Source organism: Bradyrhizobium sp. HKCCYLS3070, from assembly GCF_051167575.1.
Taxonomy (GTDB): domain Bacteria; phylum Pseudomonadota; class Alphaproteobacteria; order Rhizobiales; family Xanthobacteraceae; genus Bradyrhizobium.
Window position 1 is genome coordinate 157164 of sequence record NZ_JBNPTI010000007.1, and the last position, 14284, is coordinate 171447.

Annotated in this window: 14 protein-coding genes; 8 read left to right on the forward strand and 6 right to left on the reverse strand. The window is 66.5% G+C overall.

Annotation, left to right across the window (positions count from 1 at the left end):
- The first annotated feature begins 38 nt into the window (after positions 1–38).
- The 4 genes from ACQR03_RS22100 (at position 39) to ACQR03_RS22115 (ending at position 3637) form a co-directional block, all read left to right on the forward strand.
- On the forward strand, positions 39–227 hold the full coding sequence (locus ACQR03_RS22100; RefSeq protein ID WP_315751257.1) for a hypothetical protein: 189 nt from the start codon (positions 39–41) through the stop codon (positions 225–227).
- A 21-nt stretch (positions 228–248) separates the two neighbouring features.
- A complete protein-coding gene (locus ACQR03_RS22105) occupies positions 249–842 on the forward strand; it encodes an SCO family protein (RefSeq protein WP_315717162.1) in 594 nt (197 codons plus the stop codon).
- Between the two features lie 98 nt (positions 843–940).
- Positions 941–1849 (forward strand): transporter substrate-binding domain-containing protein, encoded by a 909-nt coding sequence (locus ACQR03_RS22110; protein ID WP_315827968.1) that lies wholly within the window; start codon positions 941–943, stop codon positions 1847–1849.
- A gap of 141 nt (positions 1850–1990) precedes the next feature.
- Entirely contained in the window at positions 1991–3637 is a 1647-nt protein-coding gene (locus ACQR03_RS22115; protein ID WP_316201984.1) for a lysine--tRNA ligase, read from the forward strand.
- Between the two features lie 198 nt (positions 3638–3835).
- Here ACQR03_RS22115 and ACQR03_RS22120 read toward each other — a convergent pair whose 3' ends face one another.
- Entirely contained in the window at positions 3836–4597 is a 762-nt protein-coding gene (locus ACQR03_RS22120) for a carbonic anhydrase (protein ID WP_316165591.1), read from the reverse strand.
- Positions 4598–4851: 254 nt separating this feature from the next.
- Here ACQR03_RS22120 and ACQR03_RS22125 point away from each other — a divergent pair, with 254 nt between their 5' ends.
- Entirely contained in the window at positions 4852–5196 is a 345-nt protein-coding gene (locus tag ACQR03_RS22125) for a DUF952 domain-containing protein (protein WP_315717953.1), read from the forward strand.
- Positions 5193–6287, forward strand: coding sequence for a quinone-dependent dihydroorotate dehydrogenase (locus ACQR03_RS22130; RefSeq protein ID WP_315717952.1), 1095 nt, complete (start codon positions 5193–5195; stop codon positions 6285–6287). Before ACQR03_RS22125 ends, ACQR03_RS22130 begins: the two co-directional genes overlap by 4 nt.
- A gap of 71 nt (positions 6288–6358) precedes the next feature.
- On the opposite strand, the gene ACQR03_RS22135 is transcribed toward ACQR03_RS22130, so the two are convergent.
- From ACQR03_RS22135 to ACQR03_RS22155, 5 genes are all read right to left on the reverse strand, one after another.
- The gene (locus tag ACQR03_RS22135) at positions 6359–7654 is read right to left on the reverse strand and encodes an MATE family efflux transporter (RefSeq protein ID WP_434841904.1); all 1296 of its coding nucleotides are present in this window, start codon (positions 7652–7654) and stop codon (positions 6359–6361) included.
- 107 nt (positions 7655–7761) lie between these two features.
- Positions 7762–8496 (reverse strand): MBL fold metallo-hydrolase, encoded by a 735-nt coding sequence (locus ACQR03_RS22140; protein ID WP_315751264.1) that lies wholly within the window; start codon positions 8494–8496, stop codon positions 7762–7764.
- 13 nt (positions 8497–8509) lie between these two features.
- Entirely contained in the window at positions 8510–8818 is a 309-nt protein-coding gene (locus tag ACQR03_RS22145; RefSeq protein ID WP_315717950.1) for a DUF6460 domain-containing protein, read from the reverse strand.
- A gap of 121 nt (positions 8819–8939) precedes the next feature.
- Positions 8940–10814, reverse strand: coding sequence for an ATP-dependent DNA ligase (locus ACQR03_RS22150; RefSeq protein WP_434841883.1), 1875 nt, complete (start codon positions 10812–10814; stop codon positions 8940–8942).
- The gene (locus tag ACQR03_RS22155) at positions 10811–11857 is read right to left on the reverse strand and encodes a ligase-associated DNA damage response exonuclease (RefSeq protein WP_434841905.1); all 1047 of its coding nucleotides are present in this window, start codon (positions 11855–11857) and stop codon (positions 10811–10813) included. Before ACQR03_RS22155 ends, ACQR03_RS22150 begins: the two co-directional genes overlap by 4 nt.
- Positions 11858–11972: 115 nt before the next feature.
- On the opposite strand from ACQR03_RS22155, the gene ACQR03_RS22160 reads away from it, so the two are divergent.
- Entirely contained in the window at positions 11973–12899 is a 927-nt protein-coding gene (locus ACQR03_RS22160) for a class I SAM-dependent DNA methyltransferase (protein ID WP_316187871.1), read from the forward strand.
- 108 nt (positions 12900–13007) lie between these two features.
- Positions 13008–14237 (forward strand): ABC transporter substrate-binding protein, encoded by a 1230-nt coding sequence (locus ACQR03_RS22165; RefSeq protein WP_315717947.1) that lies wholly within the window; start codon positions 13008–13010, stop codon positions 14235–14237.
- The last annotated feature ends 47 nt before the right edge of the window (positions 14238–14284 follow it).

Below are 14284 nucleotides of genomic sequence, written 5' to 3' on the forward strand. Positions count from 1 at the left end.
GGGCCGCTTGGCCGGCTCCGGCCGATGAGTACGCCATCATGCAGCCTCTTTCAGCGCCCCAAGAGATACCGTCCGCATCGCGAGCCCGGCGTCCGGCCTCTGCTCCGGCCCTCGCGGCGGGGATCGCGGCGATCGGGCTCGTCGTCGGCGCCGTGACGATGTGGGTGCAGTACGGGACCGCGGTGTTCTTCGAGACCATCGCGGCCGGCTGGCAGGCCTGCTTCTGAGAGACAGTGAAGGAGCGCGCAATGCCGTCCAATGTCACCCGTCCGCTGGTGATCGTCGGAGCCTTCGCCGCCAGCCTGGTGGTCGGGTTGTCGCTGATGTTCCTTGTCATGGGCGGCGGCCGCAACATCGCGGCGCCGGCCGCGATCGGCGGCCCGTTTCAGTTGACCGACCAGAGCGGTGCCGTCGTCACCGAGAAGAGCCTGGAAGGGCGGCCGACGCTGATCTTCTTCGGCTTTACCCATTGCCCGGACGTCTGTCCGACCTCGCTGTTCGAGATCTCCGAGGTGCTGCGCGCGATGGGCAAGGACGCCGACAGCGTCAACGCCTATTTCGTCTCGGTCGACCCCGAGCGCGACAATCCGGCCGCGATGAAGGACTACCTCTCCAGCTTCGACCCGCATCTCAAGGGCCTGACCGGCGATCCCGAGGTGCTGGCGAAGGTTCTCACCGAGTACCGGGTCTATGCCAAGAAGGTCCCGCTGAAGGACGGCGATTACACCATGGACCACACCGCTTTGGTGTATCTGATGGACCGCAACGGCCGGTTCGTCGCACCGTTCAACCTGAAGCGGACGCCCGAGGAAGCCGCGGCGGATCTCAAGAAATACCTCTGAGCGCGTTAACGCTCCAGCCGGGCGGCCGCCTCCGGGCCGAATCCAGCCTCGAATTTGCGCATGGATGGTCTATAAGGCGCTGACCATCGGGACCGCTGATGCCGACCGTCTTGTCAAAGCCCGTGAAATCCGCGCCTGCGGCCCGCGCCGCCATTGCCGGCGCGCTGCTGTGCTTCGGCCTGGCCGCCGCCGGCTCGGAGGCGCGCGCCCAGGCGCCGGTGAGGCCCGCCGTCGAGGCGGCGCCGCAGGCCGTCCCTGGGTTCTGGGACCCGCGACGCCGGCCGGAGCGGCCCGATCTGTCGCGCCTCACGGTGATTCGGTTCCTGACCGAGACCGACTATCCTCCGTTCAACTTCACCGGCCCGGACGGCAATCCGGCCGGCTTCAACGTCGATCTTGCCAGGGCGATCTGCGACGAGATCAAGGTGACCTGCACCGTCCAGATGCGCCGGTTCGAAACCCTGCTCGACGCGCTGTCCTCGAACCGGGGCGATGCGATCATCGCCTCGATCGCGGTGACGCCGCAGATGCGGGCGCGGGCCGATTTCTCCGATCCGTATTACCGGGCGCCCGCCCGCTTCGTGTCCCGCCGCGACGCCGTCATGACCGAGATCCGCCCCGAATTTCTCGAGGGCAAGAAGATCGGCGCCGTCGCCGGCACCGCGCACGAGGCTTACCTCAAGGCGATGTTCACCGACGCCGAGATCAAGACCTATCCGAACGACGAGGCGCTGCGGCAGGCGCTGCGCCGGGCCGAGGTCGACCTGATCTTCGGCGACGGCATTTCGCTGGCGTTCTGGGTCAATGGCACCGATTCCGGCGATTGCTGCGCCTTTTCCGGTGGACCTTTCGTCGAAAGCCGCTATTTCGGCGAGGGCGTCGGCATCGCCGTGCGCAAGGGCAACGACCTCTTGCGCCAGGCGCTGAACTGGGCGCTGTTCCGGGTCTGGGAAAAAGGCCGCTACACCGACCTGTGGCTGCGCTACTTCTCGATCAGCCCGTTCTAACGCTTGCCGTCGTTCCGGGGCGCGTCGAAGACGCGAACCCGGAACCTCGAGATTCCAGGTTCGATGCTTCGCATCGCCCCGGAATGACGGGTATCATGACCTCTGTTTTGCACTGACGTCTTCGGAGAAGTCTTTTTCACGATGTCCACGATCGATCTCGTCCCAACCAGCCCGAGCGACCTGCGCGCGCTTGCCGAAAACTCCAACGCCTGGCCGTTCGAGCAGGCGAAGGCGATCGTCAACCGGCTGAAGAAGAATCCGAAGGACGAGGTGCTGTTCGAGACCGGCTACGGTCCGTCCGGCCTGCCGCATATCGGCACCTTCGGCGAGGTCGCGCGCACCACCATGGTGCGCCACGCCTTCCGCGTGCTGACCGAGGACAAGATCAAGACCCGCCTGATCGCCTTCTCCGACGACATGGACGGCCTGCGCAAGGTGCCGGACAACGTGCCGAACAAGGAGATGCTGGCCACCCACCTCGGCAAGCCGCTGTCGCGAATCCCCGACCCGTTCTCCAACGAATATCCCTCGTTCGCCGCGCACAACAATGCGCGGCTGCGCGCCTTCCTCGACCGGTTCGGCTTCGACTACGAGTTTGCCTCGTCGACCGAGTACTACACCTCCGGCAAGTTCGACGCGGCGCTGCTGCGGATGCTGGAGCGGCTCGAGAAGGTGATGGCGATCATGCTGCCGTCCTTGCGCGAGGAGCGCGCGGCGAGCTACTCGCCGTTCCTGCCGATCTGCCCGCGCACCGGCCTCGTGCTGTACGTGCCGATCGTCGAGCACGACGCCAAGGCCGGCACCATCTCCTATGACGATCCCGAAACCAGGGAGCGCATGACCGTTCCGGTCACCGGCGGCCATTGCAAGCTGCAATGGAAGCCGGACTGGGCGATGCGCTGGCATGCGCTGGGCGTCGACTATGAAATGGCCGGCAAGGACCTGATCGACTCGGTGAAGCTGTCGGGCAAGATCTGCGCGGCGCTCGGCGGCACGCCGCCGGAGGGCTTCAACTATGAGCTGTTCCTCGATGAGAAGGGCCAGAAGATCTCGAAGTCGAAGGGCAACGGCCTGACCATCGACGAATGGCTGCGCTACGCCTCGCCGGAATCGCTGTCGCTGTTCATGTATCGCGAGCCCAAGGCGGCGAAGCGGCTGTATTTCGACGTCATCCCGCGGATGGTCGACGACTACCAGCAGTTCCTCGAAGGTTTTCCCAAGCAGGACGCCAAGCAGCAGCTCGGCAATCCGGTCTGGCACATCCATTCCGGCAAGCCGCCGAAGGCCGACATGCCCGTCACCTTCCAGCTGCTGCTGACCCTGGTGTCGTCGTCGAACGCGGAGAATGCCGAGACGCTGTGGGGGTTCATCGGCCGCTACCGGCCCGGCGTGACGCCGCAGACCCATCCCAAGCTCGACGCGATGGTCGGCTACGCCATCAACTACTATCGCGACTTCGTGGCGCCGACCAAGACCTTCCGCGAGCCGACCGAGGGTGAGCGCGTGGCGCTGCAGGACCTGCGCGATGCGCTGTCGAACCTGCCGGCTGACGCGACGGCCGAGGACATTCAGAACGTGGTCTACGAGATCGGCCGCCGCGAGCCGTTCCTCGACCACGCCAAGAAGGGCAAGGACGGCCGCCCCGGTGTCTCGCTCGACTGGTTCAACATGCTCTACCAGGTGCTGCTCGGCCAGGAGAAGGGCCCGCGCTTTGGGTCCTTCGTCGCGGTCTACGGCGTCAACAATGCGGTGGCGATGATCGACGGGGCATTGGCACGCAGCGCGTGATTGCCAAGCTCATCGCGCCACCAAAGGTGTCGTCCCGGCCTTGCGCCGGGACCCATAGCCACCGGACACAATTTGGCGGAGGGTCTCCGCCACCTTCCAAAACAATCCAGCTTCCGCGGTATGGGTCCCCGCCTTCGCGGGGACGACAGCGGAGTTTGTGGCGGCCGCTTCAGCTCGAAGCCGCCGGAGCCGAATGAACTACACCCCCTGCAGCACGAAGCGGCGGTCGAGCTTCTGCACCGGGCGCGCGTTCATCGGATACAGCTTGGCGAATTTCGCCACGTCCGCTTCCGCGACCGAGACCGGCTCGCTCAACAGCAGCCATTCGACCACCTCCGAGCAGGGCGGCGTCGTCAGCGAGCCGGCATAGCGATAATAGGAGCGGCGTGCCGGCAGCATCATGTTGGGGTTGATGCGCGGATCGGCCTTGACCGCGGGACCCTCCTTGTCCGGCATCGTCGCGACGATCTGCGCGAAGGCGGGGTTGGGACGCCCGGTGGTCATGAGCACACCGACGACGGCGAGGCCGCCGGAGGCGGCGCGGTGCACGAAATGCGCCTCCATCGGATAGTTCTTGCCGCCGATCTGGTGCTCGCTCGGACGATGGAAATGCACCTGCAGCAGCTTGTAGGTGGTGCCCTCGAGCTTCATGGTGCTGCTGCCGTCGGCGAAGTTGAGCTGGATGGTGTGACCATTGTTGACGATGGTGTCGGCGGTCCTGGCCCAGCTCAGTCGGAAATCGGGAAGCTGGGCCCGGGTCGAGTGCTCGATGTCGATGGGCGATTGCTGGGTGCCGACGCCGCAGACCTTGTTGGCCGCGTCGAGATCGCCCCATTTGGCCGGCCCGGTCGCGCCCTCATAGCTCCAATGCGGGGCGCCTTCGGCGGCAAAGCCCGGGGTGGCGCAGACGGGGCAGAGGGCGAGCCCCGCAAGGGCCTTCAAGACGTGGCGGCGGTCCATGACAATCTCCAAAGGTTCAAGCGTGGGCATGATCGGTTGCGAATCGCGCGCAACAGGAAAGCCGAATCGGGTTAACTCTTGCTGAGGAACCGGTTGCATCCCCGCGAATTCGCAGTCACTCGGATACAACCTGAGCGGGTCGGCCGCCGGACTGTCCCGGGCAAACGATGCTTGAGTTCGCTGCCCCCTGCCGATACGGTCGGCCGCTCCCGAAAACATCAGCAAACTCAAGCTCAAGCCAGGACCGCGCAAAGGTGCCCAAAATCTACAAAATCTGCTCAGCTTCGGCCTGGCGCGAGGCGGAGCGGCTGGGCGTCTACCGCGGCAGCGCGGACGATCTGCGCGACGGGTTCATCCATTTTTCGACCGCCTCCCAGGTGCCGGAGACGGCGCGGAAGCACTTTTCGGGGCAGAGCGCGCTGTTCCTGGTTGAGGTCGAGGCGGATGCGCTCGGCCATGCGCTGCGTTGGGAGCGTTCGCGCAACGACGAGCTGTTCCCGCATCTGTATGGCGAGCTCGATCTCGGCGCCGTGACCGGCGTTCACCAGATGCACAGCCGTGCCGATGGCGGCCACGACATTCCGGACCTGAAGCCGTGATTCGCGCCTTCGACCAGCTTTCGCTGCCGCTGCTCCGCTGGCTCGACGCTGAGGACGCGCACCGGCTCGCCATCCAGGGCCTGAAGCTGCTGCCGGCGATCAAGCCGCGACCGGATGATGCCAAGCTCGCGGTGCGCGCCTTCGGCCTGAACTTCCCGAATCCGGTCGGCATGGCCGCCGGCTTCGACAAGAACGCCGAGGTGCCGGACGCGCTGCTGCGGCTCGGCTTCGGCTTCGTCGAGATCGGTTCGGTGACCCCGCGGCCGCAGAGCGGCAATCCGCGCCCGCGGCTGTTCCGGCTGGAGCGCGACGAGGCAGTCATCAACCGCATGGGTTTCAACAATGACGGCGCCGAGATCGTGCTGCGGCGCCTGGCCGGGCGCGCCCACCAGGGCGGCATCGTCGGCGTCAATGTCGGGGCCAACAAGGATTCGGTCGATCGTGTCGCCGACTACGTCCGGCTGATCGAGACCTTCGCGCCGGTGGCGAGCTATTTCACCGTCAACATCTCCTCGCCCAACACGCCGGGCCTGCGCAACCTGCAGCAGGCGTCTCAGCTCGACGAGCTGCTGTCCAAGGTGCTGGAGGCGCGCGACCGCGTGCGGCGGAAAGCCGGCGATACGCCGGTCCTGCTCAAGATCGCACCCGATCTCAGCCTCGCCGAGCTCGACGACGTCGTCCATGTCGCCCGCTCGCGCGGAGTCGACGGCATGATCGTGTCGAACACCACGCTCGCCCGGCCCAGCTCGCTGCGCGAGCAGTTGCGCGCCAAGGAGCAGGGCGGCCTGTCCGGGCGGCCGCTGTTCCGGCTATCGACCCGCATGGTGGCCGAGACCTTCGTGCGCGTCGAAGGTGCGTTCCCGCTGATCGGCGTCGGCGGCATCGACACCGGCGGCGCCGCGCTCACCAAGATCCGCGCCGGCGCCAGCCTGATCCAGCTGTATTCCTCGCTGGTCTACAAGGGCCTCGGCCTGGTCGAGAGCATCAAGGCCGACCTGACCTCGACCCTGCTGCGCACGGGACGCGATTCGCTGTCGGAGATCGTTGGTGCGGACGCCGCGACGATCACCGCCGAGGACTGGCCGGTTTAGATGCGCTTGATCTTCGGCGAAGAGTGTAGGGCGAGCGGGGTCGCAAAGCGCGCTGCGCGATACAGCGCCCCCTACAAACTCTCTTTGTTGCCGAACGACGCCCGCAGCAGCGCCGGATAGCGTGCGGCCTGGAAGCCGCCGCGCGCCGCGTAGAAGCTGAGCATCGCGATCCACAGGCCCGTATTGCCGAAGCCGCGCAGCGCCAGCCAGGTGCCGAGGAAGACGACCAGCGCCGCCACCATGAGGTTGCGCATGTCGCGCGCCCAGGTGGCGCCGATATAGACGCCGTCGAATGCGAAGGCGAATACCGACAGCAGCGGCGACGCCACCACGAACGGCAGATAGTCGCGCGCCGCGCGGCGCACCGCATCGCTTGCCGTCATCACGTCGATCAGCACCGGCCCGAACAGCGCGAAGATCGCGGCCACCGCGAGCGCGAAGCCGAAGCCCCAGGCAAGCACCAGCCTTGTGGCGCCGGAAAAGGCGCCGCGGTTGCGCGCGCCGAACGCATAGCCGCAGAGCTGCTCGGCGGCGTTGGCGAGGCCGTCGAGGAAGAACGCGGCCACCAGCAGGAAATTGTTCAGCACCGCGTTGGCGGCCAGCGTCGTGTCGCCGGCGCGCGCGCCCTGTGAGGTGAAGAACAGGAAGGCGACGATCATCGCCGCAGTGCGGATCATGATGTCGCGGTTGACGGCCATCATGTGCATTAGCTTGGCGCGGTCGAGCAGCGCCGCGCGCGACATCCGGGCGTCGGCCTTGACCAATCGGCGCGCCAGCACGAGGCCGATCGCGACACCGACCGTCTCCGCGATGACGGCGGCAATCGCCGCGCCGGCGATGCCGGCCTGCAGCACCTGGACGAACAGGATGGTCGCGGCCATGTTGATCAGGTTGATCGCGACCTGAATGGCCAGCGCCAGCCGTGCGCGCGCCAATCCGACGAGCCAGCCGAGCAGCACGTAGTTGGCGAGCGCCAGCGGCGCCGACCAGATCCGGACCATGAAGTAGGTGCGGGCCGCGCCGAGCACGGCGTCGCTGCCGCCCATGAGGTCGAAGATGATTGCCCCCAGCGGCAGTTGCAGCGCGATCAGGCTGACGCCGATCAGCGCGGCCAGCGCCAGGCCGCGGATCAGGACCATCAGGATCTCGTCGGTCTCGCCGGCGCCGAGCGATTGCGCGGTGAAGGCGAGCGTGCTGGCGCGCAGGAATGCGAACAGCCAGAACAGGCAGTCGAAGATCACCGAGGCCATGGCGACGCCGCCGAGCATGGCCGCTTCGCCGAGCCGGCCGATCGCCGTGGTCGAGACGATGCCGATCAGCGGCGTCGTCAGGTTGGCGATCATCGCGGGACCCGCGATGTCGAACACCTGCGCGGTCGTGACTTTGGCTGAAGCGGTCAAGAATGGCCCGTTGATTGGCGGAGCGCGCGGCACGCGCGTTCCTGCCGTTCTTAGCGGCCTTTCGCGCCTCCCGGCTAGAGGTCGATGCTCATGCCGTCATGCGCGGCCACATGGCCGATGCGGTCCAGCCGGCCCAGCATGTCGTCGCTCATATGGGTGAGCACCAGCCGCTTCGGCCGGATAGCATCGAGATGCGCCTCCAGCACCGCGAGGCTGAGGTGGTTCTTCACCGCCTTGTCGTAGGTGTAGGCCTCGGCGATCAACAGGTCGGCGTTGCGGCCGAGCGGGATCAGGCTCTCCGTCCATTCGGTGTCCGCGGTGTAGGCGACGACCTTGCCCTCCGCCTCGATCCGGTAGCCGAGAAACGGCCCGCCCGAACTGCCGTGGACGACTGGAAACGGCGTCACGCAGACCTCGCCGAAGCGCGTCGTCTGCTCCGGTTCAAGCTCGATCACGGACAGCTCGAATTTCCGCGGCGTGCGCGACGAATGCTCGAACAGCGCTTCCATCACCTGCGTCAGCCGCGCCGTGATGCCGGCGGGGCCGGCGATCACCAGCGGCAGCGTCCGCTTCGAAAACTGCGCGTCGAGCAGCAGGAAGGGAAGCCCGGCGAAATGATCGCCATGGAAATGCGTGATCAGGATCAGTTCGATGGCGTTGCTGGCGATGCCGAGCCGCTTCAGCGCCGGCAGCGACGAGGCGCCGCAGTCGATCAGAAGGTTCGTCTGCGCGCCGGTCAGATGGAAGCAGGTGTTGGAGTTGCCGCCCGAGCCGAACGCGTCACCGCAGCCGACGAAGCGGAGCTGCATCGGCTGTGGCTCTCTATCGGCCGCGCGGGGCGAACAGCCGCGACAGGAGCCAGACCGGGATCACGATCACCGCGCCGAGCAGGAAGTAGCGCCACAGCCAGTTGAAGGCGTCGAAGCCGAGCTCGTAGAGCCGGATGAACAGCAGCCGGATGCTGTGCAGGATGTTCAGCGGATCGAAGCCGATCGCCGACAGCACGACGCCGACCAGGATCGACAGCAGCACCAGCCGGAACGCCACCGACAGCGGCGAGCCGCCGAGAAAACGGTACAGGCCATCCGAGCTGCGGGCGCGGGCCGGATAGTCCCTGACGTCGTTCGACATGGCATCGTCTCCAGGCGGGTTCGTCGGATTCGCGATCCCGATTATAAGGCACGGCAGGGCAGGTGGGGAACCCGGCTCAGCGCCGCAAGCCTGTTACCGGCAATTAATGTTCCCGGCGCTGTCACGCCGGCGCCTCGCTCTTCAACATCCGCTCCAGGGTCTCCAGCCGGTCGGCCTCGCGCGGCGGCTTGTCCCAGCGCAGCCGGCTGATGCGCGGAAAGCGCATCGCGATGCCGGATTTGTGCCGCGGCGAGCGCTGCAGGCCCTCGAACGCCACTTCGAGCACGAGCCCCTGCTCGGGCTCGTGCACGACATGCCGAACGGGACCGAACTTCTCGGTGGTGTTGCGGCGGACGAAGCGGTCGATCTGCAAGAGCTCCTCGTCGGTGAAGCCGAAATAGGCTTTGCCGACCGGCACGAGCTGATCGCCGCCGTCTCCCGCCGTCCAGACACCGAACGTGTAGTCGGAGTAATAGGAGGAACGCTTGCCGTGGCCGCGCTGAGCATACATCAGCACGGCATCGATGATGTGCGGATCGTGCTTCCACTTCCACCATTGTCCCTTGGGCCGGCCGGGCAGATACAGCGCGTCGCGCCGCTTCAGCATCACGCCTTCCACCGCTTCGGCATCGTCTCCTGCGCCGGCAGATGCGGGATTGGCGCGCGCGGCCTTCAGCTCGTCCCAGGTGGAAAACGCGATGGTCGGCGACAAGTCGACACGCGGTTCGTCGAGTCGCTTGATGAAAGCCTCGAGCCGTTCACGCCGCTCGGCGAACGGCAGCTCACGCAGATCGTTCTCCTCGTCGCCGAGCAGGTCGTAGGCGCGCAGGTGGATCGGGTACTCCTTCATCAGCTTCGGCGACACCGTCTTGCGGTTCAGCCGCTGCTGCAGCACGTTGAAGCTCTGCACGCGCTGATCGCGCACCACCAGCAGCTCGCCGTCGAGCGCGCCCGGCAGGTGCAGCGACGGCAAAAGGTCGGGAAAACCAGCGGTGATGTCCTCGCCGCTGCGCGAATACAGCCGCGTGACGATGCGGCCATCGGTCTCGCGGCCGCTCACCGCCTGCACGCGGATGCCGTCCCACTTCCATTCCGCGATGTAGTCGGCCGCGTTCATGCCGGCGAAGTCGTCGTCCTCGACGGCATGCGCCAGCATCACCGGCCGGAACGGCGCGGGATCGCGATTGACCGGCTTGTCGCCGCGGCCTTCCAGCCAGGCGAACAGGTCGAGATAGGGCGGCGACAGCCCCGGCCATATCAGCTCGACCTCGTGCGGGTCCTTGTCGCCGAGCGCGGCCGCTGCGGTCTTGGCCAGGCGCGCGGAGATGCCGATGCGCAAAGCGCCGGTGACCAGCTTCAGCAGTGCCCAGCGCCCGGTCTCGTCGAGCTCATCCAGCCATTGCGCGAGTTGCCGCGGCATCTCGGTCTTGCCGAGGGTGCGCAAGGTGGTGACAACCTCGGTCAGCGTCGGCGGTGGCGGGTCGTTGTGGCCGGGTGTGGGGTCCCTCGTGAGACCGCCCGTGGGGTGCCCCCCTCCCTGCCCCTCCCCCACAAGGGGGGAGGGAACGGAGAGAGCGGCTGTGGGGGACGAGAGACGTGAAGGGGGAGCGATGCTCGATGTAGACCGAGACAGCAACTCCGAACGCGTCAGCGCTCCCTCCCCCCTTGTGGGGGAGGGGTGGGGAGGGGGGTACCCAGGAACGAGCTGCTGATGATGCGCCCTGTCCTTCGGCCACATCAGCGCGACGGTTTCCGAGAGATCCCCCACATAATCATACGACAGCGCGAACAGCACCGGATCGGTGCGCGCGGCGATCAGGTCGCGGATCAGCGCCGGCTTGGCGTGCTTGAACGACAGCGCGCCGGTGAGCGCGCCCAGTGCGTAGCCGCGATCGGGATCCTCGACCTCGCGGAAGTACGACGTCAGCAGCCGCAGCTTGTTGTTGCGGCCGGGCTCATAGGCGAGGCGGTCGAGCAACTCGGCGAAGCGGTTCATGCCTCGGCGTCCTCCGTGGCCACCACCTCGCTTTCCTCCTCGTCGCCGTAGCCGACCAGATCGAGCGGCCGGGCCGCGAGCCCCTTGGCTTGGCACCAATGCACCAGCGCGTCCTCCTGCCCATGGGTGACCCACACCTCGCTTGCGCCGGTCGCGGCGATGGTGGTGGTGAGCCCGTCCCAGTCGGCATGATCCGAGATCACCAGCGGCAGCTCGATGCCGCGCTGCCGGGCCCGGGCGCGCACCCGCATCCAGCCCGAGGCGAAGGCGGTGACGGGATCGGGAAAGCGGCGGGTCCACAGATCGGAGGTCGCACTCGGCGGCGCCAGGGTGATGGTGCCGGCAAGCTCGGCCTTCTTGACGCCCTTCACGGGCCGGAGCTCGCCGAGCGCGATTCCCTTGTCTTGATAGTAGCGCGTGATCTTGTCCATCGCGCCATGCAGGTAGATCGGCCGATCATAGCCGGCCTCGCGGATCAGCGCGATGACACGCTGCGCCTTGCCGAGTGAGTACGCGCCGACCAGGTGCGCGCGCTCGGGAAACAGCACCACCGAGGCCAGCAGCTTGTTCACCTCCAGCGCCGCGTCGCCGTGACGGAACACGGGCAGGCCGAACGTCGCCTCGGTGATGAAGACGTCGCATTGCACCAGCTCGAACGGTGCGCAGGTCGGATCGCGCGCATCCTTGTAGTCGCCGGAGGCGACGATGCAGGTGCCGCCGCAGGACACCTTGATCTGCGCCGAGCCCAGCACATGGCCCGCAGGGTGGAAACTGACGGTGACGTCACCCAGCCCGATCCGCTCGCCATAGCCGATCGCCTGCGTGGAGCCTGCAAAGTTGTCGCCATAGCGCAGCCGCATGATGTCGAGCGTTTCCTGGGTCGCCAGCACCGCGCCGTGGCCGGCGCGGGCGTGGTCGGAATGGCCATGGGTGATCAGCGCCCGCTCGACCGGGCGCACGGGATCGATGTGAAAGCCGCCGGCCTTGCAGCAGAGGCCGGACGGAACGGGCAGCAGAATGTCTTGCGGACGCATGTGGGTCATATAGGTCATGCAAGACGCGTTTTCAGGCCGTGCCAGTTTCCATCTCGTCATGCGCGGGCTTGACCCGCGCATCCATCTCCTCGATGAGAAGTTCGCATTGACGACGATGGTTCCCATGCCCCACCGCCTGTTCCTGTCCTCCGGCGATCTGATCGCCGACCGCCGCTACGAGTTCGCCCGCGACCTGCAATTGAAGGGCGACCTGGTCGCGGCCGCCGAGGTGATGGAGCAGGCCATCGAGGTCGCCCCCAACTTCGCCTCGGCCTGGTTCGAGCTCGGCAAGATCCGTCTCGGTCTGGGCGAAACCGACAAGGCGATCTCGGCCTTCCAGAACGCCTGTGCCGCCGATCCGGATGATCGTCACGGCGCCGCCGTGCATCTGATGCAGCTCGGCGCCGCGCCGCTGTCGGACATGCCCAAGGCCTATGTGCAGTCGCTGTTCGATCAGTATGCGCCGCGCTTCGAGGCCGAGCTGACCGAGCGGCTCAACTACCGCGCGCCGGCGATCCTGTTCAAGGCGGTGCTCGCGGTGCGCGCGGCCGAGCGCAAGCCGGCCTACTTCAAGCGCGCGATCGATCTCGGCTGCGGCACCGGGCTGGGCGCGGCGGCGTTCGCCAAGAACGTCGACAGCATCATCGGCATCGACCTGTCGGCCGGCATGATCGCGGAAGCGCGCGCCACCGGGCTCTATGCCGGGCTCGAGGTCGACGACATGACCGCAGGGCTGCAGCGCCAGGACGATGCGTCTGCGGATCTCATTCTTGCTGCCGATGCGATGGTCTATGTCGGCGACCTCGGCCCGGTGTTGCGCGAGGCGCAACGTGTGCTGAGGCCGGGCGGACTGCTGGCCTTGACCGTCGAGACCCATGACGGCGACGGTGTCATCATGGGCAAGGGGCTGCGCTATGCCCATGGCGCGGAATATGTCCGTGGCGTGATCGCAGCCGCGGGATTGAAGCTGGCCCATCTCGCGCCGGCGTCGCCGCGGACCGAGGAGCAGTTGCCGGTGCGCGGGCTGGCCGTGGTCGCGGCCAGGACTTGAGTCTAGACGCTATTGAATGCGCTGCACGCGGCGTCCAATGCGGCAACTTCGCTCTTGCCGCAGCTCTCCCGATGCCAAAAAATGTCGGCAGTCTAGGGAGAGACAAAAATGAAAAAACATCTGACGCGGCGCGATTTCTGCGCCACCGCGCTTGCGACCATCGGCGCCTCGACGATCGCTTCGCCCTATGTCTGGGCCGCCGAGAAGAAATATGATGCCGGCGCCAGCGATACCGAGATCAAGATCGGCCAGACCATTCCGCATTCCGGCCCCGGTTCGCTGTATGGCGTGCTCGGCCGTGTCGGCGAGGCCTATTTCCAGATGCTCAACGAGCAGGGCGGCATCAACGGGCGCAAGGTCAAGTTCCTGACGATGGACGATGCCTATAGCGCGCCGAAATGCGTCGAGGCGACGCGGCGGCTGGTCGAGCAGGACGAGGTGCTGGCGCTGTACGGCTCGCTCGGCACCGCGCCGCAGACCGCCGTGCACAAATACCTCAACTCCAAGGGCGTGCCGCAGCTCCTGCTCAACACCGGCGCCTCGAAGTGGAACGACCCCAAGAACTACAAATGGACCATGGCCGGCCTGCCGCTGTATCCGACGGAGGCGCGCATTCTCGCCAAGCATGTGCTGAGCGTGAAGCCGGAAGCCAAGATCGGCATCCTCTATCAGAACGACGATTTCGGCCGTGACTTCCTGGGGCCGTTCAAGAAGGTGCTGGCCGACGCCGGCGGCAAGGCGCAGGTCATCATGGAGCAGACCTATGATCTCACCGAGCCGACGGTGGACTCGCAGCTGATCAACCTGTCGAAGTCGGGCGCCGACGTGTTCTACAACATCAGCACGGGCAAGGCCTCGTCGCAGTCGATCCGCAAGGTGGCCGAGCTCGGCTGGAAGCCGCTGCAGCTGCTGTCGGCGGGCTCGACCGGCCGTTCGATCCTGTCTGCCGCCGGCCTCGAGAATGCCAAGGACATCGTCGCGATCCGCTATTCCAAGGACGCCGGCGTGCCGCAATGGAAGGACGATCCCGACGTCAAGGGCTTCGAGGCGCTGCGCGCCAAGTACCTGCCCAACATCGATCCCGACAACACCATCGCCTATGCCGGCTACGGCCAGGCGGTGTCGATGGGTGAGATCCTGCGCCGCTGCGGCGACACGCTGACCCGCGAGAACGTGCTCAAGCACGCCACGACACTCGCCGGCTTCCACTCGCCCTTCTTCCTCGATGGCGTCAATTACGCCTACACGCCGGACGACTACACGCCGATGAAGACGCTCTACATCTCGATCTTCGACGGCAAGGACTGGAGCATCTCCGAGAAGCCGATGACGGAGTAGGCGTGGCGCTGCGTCTCAGTCGTCGTTGCGAGCGAAGCGACGCAATC